The 17,843-nt window shown below is 40.3% G+C and carries 17 protein-coding genes; 9 read left to right on the top strand and 8 right to left on the bottom strand.

What is annotated here, in order from left to right; all coding sequences use genetic code 11:
* Positions 1 to 144 precede the first annotated feature (144 nt).
* Entirely contained in the window at positions 145 to 879 is a 735-nt protein-coding gene (locus MKX49_RS13010; protein ID WP_340876680.1) for a CAP domain-containing protein, read from the top strand.
* A gap of 195 nt (positions 880 to 1,074) precedes the next feature.
* On the opposite strand, the gene MKX49_RS13005 is transcribed toward MKX49_RS13010, so the two are convergent.
* A complete protein-coding gene (locus tag MKX49_RS13005) occupies positions 1,075 to 1,542 on the bottom strand; it encodes an Hsp20/alpha crystallin family protein (protein ID WP_289350236.1) in 468 nt (155 codons plus the stop codon).
* A 158-nt stretch (positions 1,543 to 1,700) separates the two neighbouring features.
* Between MKX49_RS13005 and MKX49_RS13000 the strand changes: the two genes are divergently transcribed.
* Positions 1,701 to 2,474 carry an SDR family oxidoreductase gene (locus MKX49_RS13000; RefSeq protein ID WP_340876679.1) on the top strand — a complete coding sequence of 258 codons (774 nt, stop codon included), beginning with the start codon at positions 1,701 to 1,703 and terminating at the stop codon, positions 2,472 to 2,474.
* Between the two features lie 61 nt (positions 2,475 to 2,535).
* On the opposite strand, the gene MKX49_RS12995 is transcribed toward MKX49_RS13000, so the two are convergent.
* Both MKX49_RS12995 and MKX49_RS12990 read right to left on the bottom strand, forming a co-directional pair.
* Complete coding sequence (locus MKX49_RS12995) at positions 2,536 to 3,891, bottom strand: MATE family efflux transporter (RefSeq protein ID WP_323597495.1); 1,356 nt, start codon at positions 3,889 to 3,891, stop codon at positions 2,536 to 2,538.
* Positions 3,892 to 4,834: 943 nt separating this feature from the next.
* Positions 4,835 to 5,947 (bottom strand): mechanosensitive ion channel family protein, encoded by a 1,113-nt coding sequence (locus tag MKX49_RS12990; protein WP_323597493.1) that lies wholly within the window; start codon positions 5,945 to 5,947, stop codon positions 4,835 to 4,837.
* Between the two features lie 192 nt (positions 5,948 to 6,139).
* Between MKX49_RS12990 and MKX49_RS12985 the strand changes: the two genes are divergently transcribed.
* Both MKX49_RS12985 and MKX49_RS12980 read left to right on the top strand, forming a co-directional pair.
* Positions 6,140 to 7,228, top strand: a complete 1,089-nt coding sequence (locus tag MKX49_RS12985) for an undecaprenyldiphospho-muramoylpentapeptide beta-N-acetylglucosaminyltransferase (protein WP_323597491.1) — start codon at positions 6,140 to 6,142, stop codon at positions 7,226 to 7,228.
* Positions 7,229 to 7,280: 52 nt separating this feature from the next.
* Positions 7,281 to 7,424 (top strand): DUF2639 domain-containing protein, encoded by a 144-nt coding sequence (locus tag MKX49_RS12980; RefSeq protein WP_072273150.1) that lies wholly within the window; start codon positions 7,281 to 7,283, stop codon positions 7,422 to 7,424.
* Between the two features lie 41 nt (positions 7,425 to 7,465).
* Here MKX49_RS12980 and MKX49_RS12975 read toward each other — a convergent pair whose 3' ends face one another.
* The 4 genes from MKX49_RS12975 to MKX49_RS12960 form a co-directional block, all read right to left on the bottom strand.
* The gene (locus MKX49_RS12975; RefSeq protein ID WP_202316758.1) at positions 7,466 to 8,149 is read right to left on the bottom strand and encodes an LrgB family protein; all 684 of its coding nucleotides are present in this window, start codon (positions 8,147 to 8,149) and stop codon (positions 7,466 to 7,468) included.
* Positions 8,124 to 8,516, bottom strand: coding sequence for a CidA/LrgA family protein (locus MKX49_RS12970; RefSeq protein WP_323597486.1), 393 nt, complete (start codon positions 8,514 to 8,516; stop codon positions 8,124 to 8,126). The genes MKX49_RS12975 and MKX49_RS12970 overlap by 26 nt, the downstream gene beginning before the upstream one ends.
* A 205-nt stretch (positions 8,517 to 8,721) precedes the next feature.
* On the bottom strand, positions 8,722 to 9,276 hold the full coding sequence (locus MKX49_RS12965) for a GNAT family N-acetyltransferase (protein ID WP_048688640.1): 555 nt from the start codon (positions 9,274 to 9,276) through the stop codon (positions 8,722 to 8,724).
* 333 nt (positions 9,277 to 9,609) lie between these two features.
* Entirely contained in the window at positions 9,610 to 10,389 is a 780-nt protein-coding gene (locus MKX49_RS12960; RefSeq protein ID WP_340878540.1) for an undecaprenyl-diphosphate phosphatase, read from the bottom strand.
* Positions 10,390 to 10,597: 208 nt separating this feature from the next.
* On the opposite strand from MKX49_RS12960, the gene MKX49_RS12955 reads away from it, so the two are divergent.
* The 5 genes from MKX49_RS12955 (at position 10,598) to dapF (ending at position 15,517) form a co-directional block, all read left to right on the top strand.
* Positions 10,598 to 10,918, top strand: coding sequence for a DUF4870 domain-containing protein (locus MKX49_RS12955; RefSeq protein ID WP_034311189.1), 321 nt, complete (start codon positions 10,598 to 10,600; stop codon positions 10,916 to 10,918).
* A gap of 513 nt (positions 10,919 to 11,431) precedes the next feature.
* Positions 11,432 to 12,226 (top strand): hypothetical protein, encoded by a 795-nt coding sequence (locus MKX49_RS12950; protein ID WP_328118911.1) that lies wholly within the window; start codon positions 11,432 to 11,434, stop codon positions 12,224 to 12,226.
* An 88-nt stretch (positions 12,227 to 12,314) separates the two neighbouring features.
* Positions 12,315 to 12,887: a beta-class carbonic anhydrase gene (locus tag MKX49_RS12945; protein ID WP_048688633.1), complete on the top strand. Its 573-nt coding sequence runs from the start codon at positions 12,315 to 12,317 to the stop codon at positions 12,885 to 12,887.
* A 156-nt stretch (positions 12,888 to 13,043) separates the two neighbouring features.
* Entirely contained in the window at positions 13,044 to 14,345 is a 1,302-nt protein-coding gene (locus MKX49_RS12940; RefSeq protein WP_340876678.1) for an NCS2 family permease, read from the top strand.
* A 182-nt stretch (positions 14,346 to 14,527) separates the two neighbouring features.
* Positions 14,528 to 15,517, top strand: coding sequence for a diaminopimelate epimerase (dapF, locus tag MKX49_RS12935; protein WP_340876676.1), 990 nt, complete (start codon positions 14,528 to 14,530; stop codon positions 15,515 to 15,517).
* A 410-nt stretch (positions 15,518 to 15,927) separates the two neighbouring features.
* Here the strand turns inward: dapF and ligD are convergent, their stop codons facing one another.
* Positions 15,928 to 17,775 carry a DNA ligase D gene (gene ligD, locus MKX49_RS12930; protein WP_340876675.1) on the bottom strand — a complete coding sequence of 616 codons (1,848 nt, stop codon included), beginning with the start codon at positions 17,773 to 17,775 and terminating at the stop codon, positions 15,928 to 15,930.
* Positions 17,776 to 17,843: the final 68 nt, after the last annotated feature.

Genomic DNA, 17,843 nt, shown 5'->3' with positions numbered 1-17,843 from the left:
TGAAACTTGGATCATAAATATATTTTCATTCGCATCCTTTGAATTTGATGGAAATTGATGGTGCCTTTATTACAAAAAGTGCATGTTATGATAATTCCAGAAGCAAAGCACAACAAAAAATGAACATCACAGGAGGAAATACGAATGAAAAAGAAAATGATTATGTCAGCAGCTGCGGCTGCAGCTATTATATTCACAGGAGTAGGAGCTAACCAAGCTGAAGCAGCCAACTGTGATACAGTGAAACAAGTAACTTATAAAACTACGAATAAAGAGGATATGCAAAAAGTCCTTAACCAATACCTAGCTAAATACAATATCACTATACCTGCAGCGCAGGCACAACAAAAACCAGTTCAAAAACCAGCTCAAAAACCAGCTCAACAACCAGCTCAACAAGAAGCTGGAACAACGAACCAATCAAAACCAGCAGCAAAACCTGCAGCACCAGAAGTAACACCTGATAAATCAACTGATAAAAAACCAGAGACAAGCTCTGAATTAAGTGCTTTTGAACAAGAAGTTGTTAAATTAACGAATGCAGAACGTGAAAAACAAGGTTTGGCAGCTCTTAAAATCGACACTGAGTTGAGCAAAGTTGCACGTATCAAGTCTCAAGACATGAAAGATAAAAACTACTTTGACCACAATAGCCCGACTTACGGCTCACCTTTCGATATGATGAAACAATTCGGAATCAGCTATAAAACAGCTGGCGAAAACATCGCACAAGGTCAACAAACACCTGAAGAAGTGGTACAAGCTTGGATGAATAGCCAAGGACACCGTGAAAACATCATGAATTCTAGCTTTACTCATATTGGAGTAGGTTACGTAGAATCTGGTAACTACTGGACTCAACAATTCATCGGAAAATAATAGATTAATAGAATAGTGCATCCCATTAAATTGGGGTGCGCTTTTTTTTTTTGCGAGAATGAATCATTCCATTCCATGAAAAAAATCAATTGTGACATCGATTGGTTCTCTATAATGTACCCAAATCTAAAAAAAATTGAACCAAGAAATAACTGGAACCGCACCTTAACATCAGTGAGGTCCCGGTGAAGCCACTTAAAATTCCGATACATCGATTTCTGAATACTGTGTATTGAAACTTTTTTGAAGCCGTATTTCCAATGTTGATTCTTTATATTGGGCTGATGCCCCTTTTTTCTTTACAGGTGCGGGGAGTGTTATGACATGCCGATCTGACTCTTCAGGAATCCCCTCGATGATGGATTGGTTAGATGTATGGTAAAGTTTCATTTTCTTTAGCCAAGATTCATCTTGTATTGGAATTCTTACGAAGACATATAAGTGGGTTTCAAATACTTCGGCATGTAAAGGATGTTCAGATCTGGCATTTACTTTTTGTGAGCCGCCATCATTTTGGTTCATCATACCTTGCATATTGTCAGGGATCACTTGTGAAAATACCTTTTCAATGAACGATTGAACATCACTTTGCTGCATATTTTTCATGAATTCCTTTTGGTTCGGGTTATTCTTAAAAGAAAAAAGTGAATTCCAGGGAAACATATTGAATTCCTCTCTCCTGCTTATGGTCTGACAGGTTTATTTGTTATATTTTATGCAGCTAAAGCCCAGAGGTTCTTTTTTATAATTACTAAATTATAGAAAATGGAATAAACTTATGTATAATTAAGTAAAATCCATTAGATAAAGAGGGTAAGCCTGTGGATGAAAAAGTAGCTTTTATTACTGGTGGAGCAACGGGTATCGGCAAAAGGATGGCATTTTCACTCGCGGATAATGGAATGTCCATTATCATTACTTATCGAAAAAGTAAAAAGGCAGCTTTAGCATTAGTGGATGAATTACAGGAAATGTACCATGTTAAGGCAATTGCGATTCAAGGTGACTCGTCAAGTGAGGAAGATTGCCGGAATATATTGCAAAAGATTTCGGAGACATTTGGCCATGTTGATATCTTCATTCATAACGCAGGGCCATATATGCATGATCGTAAACCGATGACTGCTTATCGCAGCGATGAATGGAAGTACATCATGGACGGGAATTTAAATGGTTTTTTCTATTTTGCGAAGGAACTTATTCCACAAATGCGCAGCAGAAACTGGGGCAGAGTCATTACCTTAGGGTTTGAACGGTGTGAAACTGCACCAGGTTGGATTTATCGTTCTGCTTTTGCCGCTGCAAAGAGCGGCTTGACCTCCTTGACAAGAACTTTGGCTGCGGAAGAAGCTACTCATGGAATCACCGTGAATATGGTTTGTCCTGGTGATATCATAGGGGATTGGAAAGAGAAGGAAATAAGGGTTGCGAGAGCCGAAAAGGATGATACGGTTCCAGTCGGCAGACCGGGTACGGGGGAAGATATAGCGAGGGTGATCACGTTCCTTTGTGATGAAAAATCAGATTTCATTACCGGGAGCATCATACCGGTAACAGGCGGTAAGGATGTTCTTGGGAAAATATATAAAGCCTAGTGCTTTAGAATTTGAATTCGGTATGAAAAAAGTGAGGCCGGTTAATCCAGCCCCACTTTTTTTATGCCATTTTTTTATATTTTACTTGCTGAATGTACCGTAAGCGAGCAGCCAAGCCTATAGCCCCAAGAGCCAAGCCGGAAATTAAGCCGATCCAATACCCAAAGGCTCCCATATCCGTAAACTTTGCAAAGAAATAGCCAATTGGAAGCCCGAGAATCCAGTAGGAGACCAGTGACATGGCAAATGTGACATTTACATCCTTATATCCACGCAAAATGCCCTGAATAGGTGCCTGCAGGGCGTCCGATATCTGAAAGAAGATGGCATATATTAAAAAATGTGATGTCAGCATCATTACTTCGTGATCTTTAGTGTATAAAGAGGCCACAGGTTCACGGAAGAGGAAGAGGATGGTCGACAAAACGAGTGACATCGTCAAGGCCATCGAAATGCCAATCCAGCTATACTCTTTGGCATCTTTATAACGGGCTGCCCCAATTTCAAATCCAATGACGATCGTCAATGCCATGGATATACTTAGCGGTATCATATAAAGCAGTGACGCAAAATTCATGGCAATCTGATGTGACGCAATCGTCACGGTATCATACTTACTCATCAAAAGGGTGACAGCTGAAAAAATGCTTGTTTCAAAGAAAATAGCAAGACCGATGGGTACCCCAATCAACAATAAGGCCTTCCATTCTTTCCAGGAAACACGGAAAAATTCAGTGAAAACCTGATATGTCGAAAATGGGTTTATTTTTATCACGACCAATATGGCCACCAGGGCAATTAACCAATAGGTAATGGCAGTGGCGTACCCGGAACCGACACCGCCAAGTTCAGGGAATCCAAACTTCCCGTATATTAACAAGTAATTAAAAAGGACGTTTACCGGGAGCGCACATAAGGTGATGATCATGGAAATCCTAGTTTGGCCCAGAGCATCGATGAAAGCCCTCAACGCATTATAAATGAATAAAGGAATGATACCGAGTGAAAGGGCGATCAAATAATCATGAGCCACCATGTGGACACTATCTTCAAGATCCATGGCATTTAATACGGGGTTCAGAGAAAAAGCTCCAATGATTAAAATGATCAAGGCTAAAGCCACAGCTAAATAAATGGCCTGCATCACGGAATAGGAAACGGATTTGGACTGCCTGGAACCCACCAGCTGTGAAACCACCGGTGTTAAGGCAATCAATATCCCGCTCAGCCCCGTGTACACGGGTGTCCATAGCGAACTGCCGATGGAGACGCCAGCAACGTCCTGAGTGCTGTATTGCCCTGACATCATCACATCAAAAAAAGTCATGGCATACATGCTGATTTGGGTGATCAGGATAGGTATCAATATATAAAATAACAGGCGGATCTTTTGTGATTTAGTAAAAGTCTGATTCATCAAAGTACCTCAATATCAATATTTGGAATTTTCAACACAATGAAAGAATTATATCACATAAGCATGTGATGTTTTAAGAGTTTTTATTTGAAACAAAAAAGACTTGCCGTTTGGGGCAAGTCTCAGTTTGTAGACAAAAGGGTTTCGGAATTAAAATTTTCAGAACCTCTTTTGAATTTTCCCTTATTTAAGTTAATAAGTGCAGAGCAAGTATAGGTGGATTCCCACACATGTGAAAGAGTGCGATATGGTTTCCATGATAAAGTGAGTTATATCTCAATGTTCGGGGAAAATTAAACGACACTTTAAAGATACAGACTTGTTTGAACAGATTTTTATCGTATCTTAATGACAACTGCTGAGCCAAAGAACCAACTGTAAGCCATATTAGTTTCAACCTTCTTTCAATTCTATTGTTTTACGCATGAACGAATACTGAAGGTATATTGAATGAAGGTCAGATTAACTTATTTAGCTGGAACAAAACTTGGGCGTCCTACCTCTAAATACATATCTTTCACCAAATCTAAATGAAAGAGAAGACAATGGCACCTTCAATTTTACGAACCAAATGGTTTGCTGGCACCAGTTGATCTAAAGTAACCATTTCAAGTCGATCTCGCTGAATAGAACTATGTTTAGAAAGCATCCTCATCACCTCAAGTTTTAATTATTTTAAAACAATAAAGACTTTAGGCAAAAGGGTTCTATCTAAAAGTTAAAACAAAGTTTATTGGGCGGGTGTGCGAGACTCCTTCGGGAAAAGCGCGTCCAGGGGAGACCCCACAGGCGCAAGGGCGCCGAGGGCGGACCGCGGAAAGCGAGTGCCTTACGTTATAATCAACGTCAAAGTTTGTGCAAGCCAAAAAAAATGTAGACAACATCAATTTTCATCGAAGTTGTCTACAGTCTGAGACTTGCCGTTTAGGGCAAGTCTTTTTTGTCAGTCGCGCATGGATTCAAAATCATTCATGGCTTCCATATCTGAGTCTTTTTGAAGAATGAATGCCTGTGAAGGAATGGCAATTTGTACACCTTCCTGTTCCAATATCTCCATTATATTAAAGTTCACATCTTCTTTGATTGATAAATATCCTCCAAAGTCGGTGGCTTTCGTGAAGAAATATAGGTAAAGGTTGAAGCCGGAATGACTGAACTCATCAAATTTAACCAAAATCGTTTCCGGATGTACTTCAGGATGATCAATAAGCATTCTTTCAATGTCTTTAATGACATTTTCCAATTTTTCTTTTGGTGTCGTGACATTAACACCTAAATGGAAGGCGATCTGTCTTTTGCCCATCTTGGACCAGTTGATGATCGGTTCATTCGAAAGGGTCGCATTTGGGACTGTAACTAAAGCTTGGGCAAAAGTCCGAACTTTAGTGCTTCGGAATGTGATGTCTTCAATGGTTCCCTCCACACTTGGAGTTTTGACCCAATCTCCTATGGTAAAAGGTTTTTCGGTGACGATGACGATACCCCCGAAGAAATTGCTGACGGTATCTTTAGCGGCAAGTGCGAAAGCCAATCCACCCAAACCAAGCCCTGCAACAAATCCATCGACATTAAATCCCCATTCTTCCGCGATGATGGATGCACCAAAAGCAATGATGATTATGTTTATGATTTTCGTAAAGAACGGCATGACGATTTGATCGACTTCTAGTCCGAATTTACTTACTAATTTCGGAAATAAAATGGTTAAGATCGAACTGATGTTGAAAATCGTCCAAAAGAATAAGAAGACAAAAAACGATCTGTATATCTTCGATCTGAGTTCAACCGAAGGTGAGTCGATCGGAAAATAGTGCAGTGAAATGATAACCCCAATCAAAACGATAAGCCATCTTACTGGCTGTTCTATTGCGAGCATTAAATTGGCGGCAAATTCAACTTTGCGTTTTTCTGCAATCCGTAGAAAGAACTTGAATATATATGTAGTAAATACTTTCCGAAGCAAAAGGAAGATTAGAAAAATGCCTATGGAAATTCCTAATTTGGTCCAGGCTTCGATTCCATCAAATTGATTGAGTGATTCAGAAACTTCTTGCAATGTATTACTCCTCCATTGTATCTTGTAGTATTGTAGAATACTAAGATTATAATATATTCATGCTGAAAAAGGAAAAATAATCGATAATTACATACATAATGGGGGATTTCGGTTCACTGAATACTTTTTCAAGTTATTAATGGCAAGGATATATGGTAATATGGATGCAAAGTGATTTTTTAAGTTTGGAAGGTGGAAATATTGACTAAGAAAATAGTATTTACCGGAGGCGGTTCTGCCGGTCATGTATCTGTTAATGCAGCAATCATCCCCGAATTTTTAAAGAATGATTGGGATGTTACTTATATTGGTTCAAAAAAAGGCATTGAAAAAAATATCATCGAAACGGAATTTCCCGAGGTCCGTTATGAAACGATTTCCGTTGGGAAATTCCGACGTTACCTATCTGTTGAAAATATGAAAGACCCTTTCCGGGTCATAAAAGGGATTTTTGATGCACGAAAAATATTAAAAAAGACCAAGCCTGATTTCATTTTTTCTAAAGGGGGTTTCGTTTCGGTTCCAGTCGTTTTGGCAGGCAGGATGCTGAGGATTCCGATTGCGATACATGAATCGGATTATACGCCTGGTCTGGCTAATAAGATCGCGATGCCACTTGCATCGAAAATTTTCACAACCTTCCAAGAAACGGAAAAAGACCTTCCGAAAGAGAAGGCCATGTATCTTGGCGCTGTATTGCGCGATGGAATCTTTACGGGAAAAGCTTCTGCTGGTAAAGCATTTTGTGGATTCACGAATAACAAACCGGTGCTACTCGTTATGGGCGGAAGCCTTGGGGCCGTTAAAATCAATAATTTAATTACAGAAAACCTTGATGCCTTATTAAAGGATTATCAGATTATTCACATTTGCGGGAAGGGAAATGTGAAAAGCGAATTGAAACAAAGGGGATATGCTCCTTTCGAATTCGTGCACGAAGAATTATTCGATCTTTTGGCGGCTGCTGATGTCGTTGTGTCAAGGGCTGGTTCAAATTCCATCTTTGAATTCCTTGGTTTGCAAAAGCCGATGCTGCTTATCCCTCTAAGTGCCAATGCATCCCGTGGAGATCAAATCCTGAATGCGTCAAGTTTTGAAAAACAGGGTTTTTGTAAAGTCATCCAGGAAGAAGAGCTGAATGATCGGATTTTTAATGCTACATTAGCGGATTTATTGAAAAAATCGGATGAATATCAAGAGAAAATGCGTCAAAAACGCCCATTCAAAACGGCAGCTGAAATGTATGAATTACTGCTTAAAGTAATGGCCGCAAAAAAATAAGTATCATTCCCCCCTATTCAGCATATCTATTTCGAACAGAGGAGGGGGTAGAATGGCTTATGAATATTCAAAAGGATGGTTCATTCAGCAGCTAAAAGCCGCAGGGATTAGCTACCATCCAATTGAAAAAAGAAAGCTGGAGCTGTATAAAACTTATATTCTAAGGCGTTTATACGAGGATCTGCAAAAAAGATAATCATAAAAATAACCGCAACGTCGTTGACGTTGCGGTTATTTTTATAGGAATTTACTTATAAAAGGAAAGAAACAGGATATAAGGATACCTGCGATAGCCATTGCCGCACCTGCGACAGCCCCGGTAAACTCACTTTCCTGGGCAGCTTGAGCCGTTCCGAGACCATGAGCGATCGTACCATAGGCGATACCACGTGCGAAGGGCATCGTAATGTTTAATTTATCCATCATTTTTGGAGCGATCATTGTACCCAGCACCCCTGTCAAAATGACGAAGGCAGCTGATATATTGGAATTTCCCCCATAAAGTTCCGTGATTTCCACCGCGATGGGCACTGTAATGGATTTAACTGCCAATCCTTGGAATATGAATGGCGGAAGTGAAAATGCTTTAGCGATGGCGAAGGCAATGATCAATGTGACAAGGAGACCAAAAATCATGCCGCTAATTGCCGGCATTGCATATTTAACGATTATTTTTCTATTTTTATAAAGTGGTACGGCCAAAGCAACGGTAGCTGGTCCCAGGAAATAGGTGATGATGTCTTTTCCTGGTGAATAATCCTCGAAGTCCAAACCGCTGATCAGCAGTACGAGAATAATTGTAACCGTACTGAAAAATACGGGCGTCGTAAAAGGTGATGGATGTTTAGCATATATTTTCCTTCCAATGAAATAGGCAAGAATGGTTATCAAGATGCTATATATTGTGATGAGCGCTGTCATGCTGTTTAATCTCTCCTCTATGGGATAGCTTCTGAACGGTCCATGCTGAAACGATGAATCCAAATATCAGGCTGACTCCCAATGTAAGTGCCAAAGGCAAACCAAATTCAATGAAAAGCCATCCCATGGTCATTAAACTGATTGAAATGGGAATGAAGAAAAAGGCTAGGTGCTTTACCAAAAATCCTGAAGTAAGTTCAATCCATTCGACTTTTATGACCTTCGTCTGTAATAAACCGAATAACAGAATCATGCCGATGACGTTGCCTGGTATAGGTAAGTGAAGTAAACTGGCTAAATAATAGCCAAGCTTGCAAATGATGAGCAGGAAGATAAGCTGCACGATAAAAGCAAATGTTTTTTTCATGATTAAGTCCTTTCCATGACGCTTTGAATATATTGTTGAATTGGTCAATTGTATTCATTATAAAAAAATATCCCTAAAAAGAATAGGGATTTGCAGCAATCTATGTTTAACATCCTGTGAAACTGGAAAAAAGAGCTTTCCAGGTATGGAAGCTCCGGCCATTTTATGAAAGGATAAACAAAGCCATATTGAAATGTTCTTCGCTCTATGCTTCAAGTAACTGCTGTTCGTCATCATCATGCTGTCTAAGGATATGAAAGTTGTATAAATCTTTAGGGATTTCATACAAATCGTAGATATCAGCTTCATGATTGATCTGATCATAAAGGGATTTTCTTGTTTCGTTGGCATTGACGGCATAGGGAAGCTTTTCTGCGGCTTTTATGGAGCGGATATTTTTTTTGCGAATTCGCATGAAGACCGTTTCCAAACCGAGCTCGAAAAAAAGCTCTTTGAAGAAAGCGTCTTTTGCGATGGCATTATACCCTTTTCCATGATAAGGCTTGCCAAGCCATGTGCCTAAGAAACCTGCACCATTTTCAATATCGTATAAAGAAATACAACCGATGGGATTTTCCCATTCATCCAAGATTGTTCGTGAAATGAGTTGCCCAGCATCTTCGGCTTCGATCGTTTGCTTAGTAATGAAAACATATTCTTCATATGAATCTACCTTATGGCGCACGAAAGGGAAGACATCTGGATGCGTCATTTGTTCATAAAGAGAAAAACAATCTGTGAAATCTCTCTTTTTTAACATTTCCGTCCCTCCGTTTGAGGGCAGTTCTTATGCGTAGTCGCTGCCCACCCTCGAAATTTTTTAAGTCGTTCATCAAAAAATTTCGGGGTGGGAATCGAACCCACTAGAACCGGAAACCGGTGGCGCACCATTTGCCTTCCCTATTTTTATTGTCAGAAAGTATGCAAATCTAAAGAACCTTACGAAGGTATAATACTAAAAAAAAAACGGTTTGGGAATAGGTTTTTTGCCTTTTTTTTTCGTCAAATTTCAACTTTTTCTCGAAGGGTGAAATCTTTAGGCAACCGTCTGCATTGTTCCATGAAAAACTGCTTTTTTCGCCCGCTTTTTTCTTTAAAATTTACCTGTGAATTGCATGAATAAAATGATTGCGCCAAGGGCCCATACATATATGGAGAATATTTTGAGTGAACGCTTTTTTAAGAAATCGATCATCCATACCACGGCTATATATCCAAAGATTGCTGCTGACAGGGTTCCAACGAAAAGCGCAGTGAGTGGAAGCCGTTCAACTTCTCCTGTAAAAATCGGTTTCATCTGAAATACGATGCCACCCGTAATGGCAGGAATGGAAAGCAAAAAGGAAAAATAGGCTGCAGTGGCCCTATCCAGTTTGCAGAAGAGGCCAGCCGCTATCGTTAAGCCGGAGCGCGAAAGAGCTGGCATGATGGCAGCAGCTTGGAAAGTACCGATGATCAGCGCATCTTTAATCGAAATTTCATGAAGGGATTTGCCCCCTTTTCTTACTCCGTCGGCTACCCATAAAATCAGTCCGGTCGCTATAAATTCCCAGCCTATGGTCACGCCTGTTTTTGAAAGATCATCAAACCAATCACCGAGTAAAATGCCGGCAATCACGGCAGGAATCGTCCCAGCAATGAGAAGCAGAGTCATTTTGGAGAAAGGATTTTTCAAAATGGCAATTATGTCATTCTTATAGACGACCAATAACGCCAGCAAGGTTCCGATGTGGAGCATGGTATCCAGAAAAATGCCGGCCTCGTCAAGGTGGAAAATATGCCGTCCTAAATATAAATGTCCAGTGCTTGAAATAGGTAAAAACTCAGTCAAGCCTTGAATGATCCCAAGGATGAAGGCTTGAAATTCATTCAGCAAAAAAACATCACTCCATTCTAGAAGGTATAGGACAATCCATTATTAAAACTGTATGCACAAGACGGATGAACATGTCCGGATTTTATTGTTCATATCAAGAAAAGGCAGTCCAGATTTACCTTCTTTCGAATATAATGAGAGGAAAAATGAAACTATTTTTCATTTGATTCGTAATTATTTATATGAGAAAGGAGGAGAAGACACTATGCCTACTAAAGATGAAAGAGTGTTTGCTGCCCTTATTTATGTGATCAGCTTTTTTACAGCATTTATCGGTCCTTTGGTGATTTGGTTATTGAAGAAGGACTCGTCACAATTTGTGGATTATCACGGAAGGGAATACTTGAATTTTTTCATTTCCTATACCGTTTATTCAATAGTCGCAGGGATACTCACTATAGTATTGGTTGGATTCTTGCTATTGCCGGTAATCGGGATAGCTTTAGTCGTATTCACCATCATTGCTGCTGTTAGGGCTTATGAAGGAACGGATTATCGATTCCCGTTGATCTTCAGGATATTATAGAATGATGTAAAAGGATTCCATTCATTTGGAGTCCTTTGAGACTGCAGGCAAATTCGAGGAAAAGCGAGTTTGCCTGCAGTTTTATATTTAAAAAAACGTTCCAGTGGATTTCAGAAATCCGCTCCCTTTCCGCCGACTGCCTGCCAAGCCTCCTGCCTAGCGGCTGCGGTGTCCCGGCTAGCCAGTAAATCGGCAGGAGTGTCGCAAATTTCTTCAATCCAATAAGGAATATAGTAACATTAAGAAAAATCTAGTCTTGTTTTAAAATTGGGTAGGACCCCATTCTGTCTACAATAGGATTCCATTCAATTCGGAGTCCTTTTTTATTTGGTCCGTGTGGGGAATTCCCTTACATTAAAGAGGGAATAGATCACACTAAAGCGAATAAAGTATTATGATAACTGCTTCTATGCACGTTTAGGAAGCGGATGCCGGGCGGGTTGTGGTACTGCTAATCAATGGCCGCCTAAAGGCGGTAATCTTTCTTGTAAGGAGTGAGGAGTAAAGCGGGATATGAATATACGTGAATATTATCAGAAAACGAGCAATTCAAATTTTCATGCATCTTGGGTATCTCTTCTATTGGCCGTTGTTTTTTTCATTTGCCATATTTTTGCGATGATTCCGGGCAATATATTATTGATAACTTCTCCTTTTATTTTCTTTAGCATTGCTCAATTTGTCAGTCATCGTATATATGAAAATAGAATGAAGGAATTGCCTGAAGAACATATCGGGACGAATGCCGGGTTATTAAAAAATGAACATGTTTTATTGACTTTTATGCCAGCACCGACTTTGCGACTGCTTCTCTTTGCGCCCGATGGGTCACTAATGGGCGAGGTACGTGATTTGAATATGAAGTGGTTCATGTGGATGATTCCCAATTTCTTGTCGATGCTAATGGCCAAGCGATATGAACTGGTGGACCATGAGGGACGTTTGCTGGCTAAGTACCATATCAAAAGGGGGCTTTTCAATAAAATGACGATCCTGGATGATCAGGGCGGCATTATTGGATCGTATCAAGAAAATCGGTCATTCGTGAAGGTAAATGGAATGATCTATAAGGAAGATGGTACGGAATGGATGCCAATTGAAACTCCGGGAAGTGTAAATTCTTTCGAGATTGCCACAAAAGACGGGGAAAAGATCGCTTCATACCAAGAAGGCTGGATGCCTTTGGAGTGGGGGAAACGATTCAAGACTAATACACCCATACTTTCTTTTTCATCAAATGTTGCTGAAAGTCCTAAAATCATTGTCTTTGGGTTCTGTGCAGCCACGCTGAATCATCGTTCAAATTGACTACGGTTCCCCTTTAGCAAATCTTTTAAATACCTGATATAATAATAGGAGATACATAGATTAAATACACAATAAAAAGGTGGTAAATATGAGTTTACTTAATGAGATTCTGGATTATAATGAACAGTTTGTAGAAAAAGGTGAATATGTTAAGTATAGGACGGATAAGTTTCCTGAGAAACGTATGGTCATCATAAGCTGTATGGACACTCGGCTCGTTGAACTATTGCCAAAATCCTTGAATGTCAAAAATGGTGATGTCAAAATCCTGAAGACTGCCGGGGCAATCGTCTCCCACCCATTCGGAAGTGTCATGCGGAGTATCCTTGTTGCTATTTATGAGCTAAAGGCAGATGAAGTATTGGTCATACCTCACCATGACTGCGGGATGGCATCAGTCGATGCCGATGCTGTAATGGACAAGATGATCGAACGTGATATACCGAAGAGCACCATCGATACACTGGGAGCTGCAGGAATCGATATCCGCAGTTGGCTTCGCGGATTTGATGATGTTTATGAAAGTTGTAAGAACAGCGTCGAAGTGATTAAAGGACATCCATTGATTCCTAAAAATATTCCTGTGCATGGTCTAATCATTTCGCCTGATACAGGGAAGCTGGAATTGGTAGTAGATGGGTATTCTCAAGAACAAAAATAATATATTCATCGAGGCTGTCGGGAGCATTTCCGACAGTTTTTTTCAAATTTTTATCATTGCTATTTATTTTTATCCTTTTTTTTGTTAAAATCGCCAAGTGTAGTTTGTCACTAATACAAACGGGTGGGCGAGGGATAAATTTGATAAGGACACAACATGAAGAAATTAAACTTGGAAACGTTTTTTCATTTTTCCGACTATGGAACGAATGGAAAACGTGAAATCCTTGCTGGAGTGGTCGGCTATTTTACGATAGTCTATATTCTCATCGTGAATTCCCTGATTTTATCGGAAGCGGGCATACCGATTAATGGTGCAGTGATTGCCACGATTCTTTTATCTGCTTTAAGCTGTGTCATGATAGGATTTTGGGCGAATGTCCCAATCCTTCTCGTTCCAGGAATGGGCGTCAATGCCCTATTTGCTTATACCATGGTTCAAGGAATGGGTCTATCATGGCAATCGGCTCTTGGTGCTGTGTTTATCTCAGGGGTAATTTTTGTAATCATCGCTTTTACAAAATACTCCAAAATCATCAGTGATTCGATTCCAAGTTCGATAAAAGAAGCCATATCTGTTGGTCTTGGCCTATTCTTGATGCTGATCGGACTTGAAAAGGGCGGGATAATCACAAGAGGTTCATCATCAATCGTCGCACTGGGAGATTTAAGCGATCCAGCGGTGTTTGCAACGGTGTTGACCTTTTTACTGGCAATCACGCTGTTCATCAAGAATATCCCCGGTAATTTCATGATAACCATCCTGGCAGGCAGCCTCATTGCCTATTGGTTCGGGACGGTTCAACTATCGGAAATCCATTTTTCAGGCATTAACACAGCTTCCTACGGCGATCTCTTCTTTTCATTATCGTTCTTGGAAGCGAACCGGATTGAATTCTGGATAAGTGTATTTGCGATGACGATGGTTCTTGTTTTTGAAAATATTGGTCTTGTACACGGGCATGTAGACAGTATCAACCGCCAGGATGCATATAAAAAGTCGCTGCAGGCGACAAGTGTGTCCGTTCTATTATCAGGCTTATTCGGTTCGAGTCCTACCGTCGCAACAGTAGAAACGGCAGCAGGAATCGCATCGGGAGGCAGGACTGGTCTTACTTCAGTGGTGACGGGCGTGCTATTCATCCTATCACTGTTATTTATACCGGTGATTAAAGTAATCCCTGATAGCGCCATTGCCCCCATCTTGATTATCATTGGCATTTTGATGCTCGGAAACATAAAAAAGCTGAATTTCAGTGATTTAACCGAGAGCATACCTGCAATCATGATCATCACGATCATTCCTTTCACATACAGTATTGCCGATGGAATGGCATTCGGTTTCATCCTGTACCCATTCTTGAAGCTTGTAACCGGAAAAGCGAGAGAAGTGTCAGCCCCGATGTATGTGAGTGCCGGAATGTTTATTGTCTATTTCATCATTGGTATGATCGGTTAAAATTCAAAAGAGCGGTTGGAATGAGTTAATTCTTATTCCAACCGCTCTTCTTATTGGTTTTTTCGTCGAAAAAAATGGATTTAATGTGATTTACGCGATGACACATCCATCTTGAAAATGCTATGATATAGAATATTAAAAAAATGATAAATGACAAGCAGCTTATTAGAGGATGTGACAGGATGATTATTGAAGGTTTAAAAAGCCATGGTTCAGGAAATGATTTCTTGATAATTGATGAATTGACTACGACCCTGATGTTTACGGAAGAAGAGCGGAAAAATTTCGCAAAGGCCCTATGCAATCGGGAGAGGCTCGGAGCGGATGGTATTTTGTTCGTAATGAAAAGTGAACATGCTGATTGCCGGATGCGTGTCTTTAATGCGGATGGATCGGAAGCCTCGATGTGCGGCAACGGACTTCGCTGTGTGGCACGTTACGCGAACGACGTTCTGGGGCTAGATAAAATGATCGTGGAAACCATGAAGGCAAATTTACTAGTCGAAAAAACGGAAGATATTTATGAGGGCATTCCGACTTTCAAGGTGGAAATTTCACCAGTAAGTTTTAATGTGAAGGATCTACCTCTTATATTGGCTAAAGAACAGCTGCAAAACGAAACATTGCCGGAACTTCATGATACCCTGCTATTTTCGGCATTGGCGGTTCCTAATCCACATTTGATCACACTCGTCGATAGTGATGTTTTACAAAGTGATTTGCAGGAAGAACTTTCAACAAAGGTCAATCAACCGAATGAACTTTTCCCTGATGGTGTCAATGTCAGCTTTGTGAAAGAGTTGGAACCAGGGAGCATTTATGTGCGGACATTCGAACGTGGAGTAGGCTTCACGAATGCATGCGGAACGGCGATGTCGGCTTCTAGCCTAGTAACATGCTCTGTTGGGTTAAACGCGTTGGAAAGTGAAATATCTGTCTACAATAACGGCGGAAAAGTTAAATGCGTGGTCCACCATGATGTAGAAAGCCAAACGTATTCAATTGATTTAATCGGGAATGCAACCTATGAATTCAAAGTATCGATTGAAATGGACTTAGATCAGCCTGAAAAATTTGAAATACTTGAAAAAGAGGATTTTGAATTGGAAACAAGCTTATATGCCAAGCTGCAGGATGAAGTGCAAAGTTATTTGAGAACAAAATTATTATGAAATTTTTAAACTGCAGGCGAACTCGAAAAAAACGAGTTTTCCTGCAGTTTTCTTATTTTAAAAAAGTTGCAGTTGATTTCAGAGATCCGTTCACTTTCCGCCGACTGTCTGCCAAGCCTCCTCGGCTCAAGAGCCTGTGGGGTCTCGACTAGCCAGTTATTCGGCAGGAGTGTCGCAAATTTCTTCAATTCATTAAAGATTATAGTAAAAAACATGTAGGTAACCTAGTCTTAAACATTATACGGATGAGACTAGCCTAGAGTTTTTCTTAAAGAAACGCCCCAGTTGATTGGCCGTAAGGTACGGGACTCCTGCGGGAAAAGCGTTGCCAAGGGAGACCCCGCAGGCCAGCGCCGAGGGCGGACCGCCCGTGGAAAGCGATTTTCTAGAGCAACTTTCCATCTTACCAATTAGTTATTGGTCTTTTTTTGTTTTAGGAACGATAATACTTCCAAAAAGGCTGGTCCATTATCCACCAGTCGGTAATCCATAAACGCACACCCGTCCCTTTTTATTCTGTTTGGTATGGTTTCAATCGTAAAGTCCTTTAACTGGAGACTTTCGTTCACTTCCTCCCAAAACAAAGGTGTAGCCACACCAGCGAAAGAATTTCCCCGTGGGGAATAAGGAAGAATGATGGTTTTTCCTTCACTATGCTGCACAAAGTCCAAGTAAAGTCGATTATGCCGATTTATTTTCATTCTTTCCGTTGTAAAATCATTCGGGTGGGAACTTGTTAAATAATCACCAAGAAAGTCAGTGAATATGCGTGTCTCCTGATAAGTAAATGTGTCTTCAGGCAGAGGGATGTGAATTTGCAGTCCTTTGTTACCTGAGGTTTTTACAAAAGCTTTTATCCTTAATGATTCCATCACCTTTTTTATTTCCTGTGCAGCCTTTACCGCAAAGGAGAAATATTCGATGGAAGGAGGATCCAAGTCCAGGACGATTTCGTCGGGTCTTGTTTTACCGGCTTTCTGAAATGGGGCATGAAATTCCAATGCAAGTTGATTACCAAACCAAAGGAGAGTTTCAATGTCGTTACACAGCATATACTCGATATCCTCATCCATGAACGTTTTAATAAAGTCCGGCGCATAATCAGGTTTGTTTTTTTGGAAAAATCTTTCTTTATCCAAAGTTCCATGAGGATAGCGGATCGTGGTAAGAAGCTTATCCTTCAAGAAGGGTAAGAAGAAAGCTGAAACCTCCCGTAAATAATGAAGGTATTCTACTTTTACCACCTGTTTACCTTCTGTTTTCCAAAGCGGTTTATCCTTGGAAGTTATTTGTACAGTATCTGGAAATGTATATTGCCCTAGCACGAATTTCTCCCAGGTACATTCGTCGGGAGAAGTTTGTAAAAGCCACTGCGAAAACTGAGGTTCACGCAATTCATTTTCCTCATATACGTGTAAGAATTGAACTTCAATGCAAATGGACGGATGGATATAAAAAAATTGTGTGTCTTCGTCTGATGCATTTTGCTTGATCAATTGATGCAATATACTTTTATCTCTAGCACTCAGTCCATTTTTGACACTTCCGATTTTCGTTACGGCACCTTCTTTGAATACTGCAAGGGAAACGTAGCCATTTTCTTTGTGCAATGCTGTGATGAAACAAGAAACGGTCTTCCAATTTTTCACCTTAATCCAAGATGTTGTACGTCTTCCTTCTTGCCAAGCACCCCGAGTTTCCTTGGCGACAATCCCTTCACCATCTAACAAGGTGACCTTATTCAAGGCAATATCCAAAACGTCAAAACTCTCTATTAATTGTATCAAAGCCTTATCGGTGGGATCAGGAGGCATAGGTAGACCGAGTTTTCCCCCTATATTCAACATCAATTCCCTTCGTTCCACCATTGGATTAGCTGCTACCTCTTTTCCGCTGATGCGAAGCAGGTCAAACGCTATAAACCGACATGGGGAAAAACGGGCATTTTCTGAAATTAAGGATTGTTTCCCAAGGCGTCCTCGCCACTGTATTTGAAAAAAGTCCGCTTTCGCTTGATTGGTAAGCCAGACCAATTCTCCATCTAACTGAAGCGGGAGATAATCTTCCAGGTCCAGGTCTTTGATGTAAGCAATGATTTCTGGGAATTGAGGTGATAATTCCTTTTCATTTCGACTCGAAATGCTTATGGTATCGGATTCTATCGTTAATATAGCCCTAAAGCCGTCATATTTGACTTCATAACGCCAATCCTTGGAGTTGGGGGCTTCAGGGTAATAGGTAGGCAGCATCGGTTTCATATTTGTATTTACCTCCGCAAATAATTGATAACATTATTTTGCCAAAAAAACGAAGTGTTACAGTTGGC

It is taken from the genome of Peribacillus sp. FSL M8-0224 (assembly GCF_038003055.1).
GTDB lineage: Bacteria > Bacillota > Bacilli > Bacillales > DSM-1321 > Peribacillus > Peribacillus frigoritolerans.
Note: the sequence above shows the minus strand (reverse complement) of the source record. Positions and strands in the feature narration are given on the sequence as shown.

What these genes read in the sequence shown, in the direction of transcription:
- MKX49_RS13010 (WP_340876680.1), top strand. Translation starts at nt 145, where the DNA reads ATGAAAAAGAAAATGATTATGTCAGCAGCTGCGGCTGCAGCTATTATA.
- MKX49_RS13005 (WP_289350236.1), bottom strand. Translation starts at nt 1,542, where the DNA reads ATGTTTCCCTGGAATTCACTTTTTTCTTTTAAGAATAACCCGAACCAA.
- MKX49_RS12995 (WP_323597495.1), bottom strand. Translation starts at nt 3,891, where the DNA reads ATGAATCAGACTTTTACTAAATCACAAAAGATCCGCCTGTTATTTTAT.
- MKX49_RS12980 (WP_072273150.1), top strand. Translation starts at nt 7,281, where the DNA reads ATGGCTTATGAATATTCAAAAGGATGGTTCATTCAGCAGCTAAAAGCC.
- MKX49_RS12975 (WP_202316758.1), bottom strand. Translation starts at nt 8,149, where the DNA reads ATGACAGCGCTCATCACAATATATAGCATCTTGATAACCATTCTTGCC.
- MKX49_RS12970 (WP_323597486.1), bottom strand. Translation starts at nt 8,516, where the DNA reads ATGAAAAAAACATTTGCTTTTATCGTGCAGCTTATCTTCCTGCTCATC.
- MKX49_RS12965 (WP_048688640.1), bottom strand. Translation starts at nt 9,276, where the DNA reads ATGTTAAAAAAGAGAGATTTCACAGATTGTTTTTCTCTTTATGAACAA.
- MKX49_RS12955 (WP_034311189.1), top strand. Translation starts at nt 10,598, where the DNA reads ATGCCTACTAAAGATGAAAGAGTGTTTGCTGCCCTTATTTATGTGATC.
- MKX49_RS12950 (WP_328118911.1), top strand. Translation starts at nt 11,432, where the DNA reads ATGAATATACGTGAATATTATCAGAAAACGAGCAATTCAAATTTTCAT.
- MKX49_RS12945 (WP_048688633.1), top strand. Translation starts at nt 12,315, where the DNA reads ATGAGTTTACTTAATGAGATTCTGGATTATAATGAACAGTTTGTAGAA.
- MKX49_RS12940 (WP_340876678.1), top strand. Translation starts at nt 13,044, where the DNA reads ATGAAGAAATTAAACTTGGAAACGTTTTTTCATTTTTCCGACTATGGA.
- dapF (WP_340876676.1), top strand. Translation starts at nt 14,528, where the DNA reads ATGATTATTGAAGGTTTAAAAAGCCATGGTTCAGGAAATGATTTCTTG.
- ligD (WP_340876675.1), bottom strand. Translation starts at nt 17,775, where the DNA reads ATGAAACCGATGCTGCCTACCTATTACCCTGAAGCCCCCAACTCCAAG.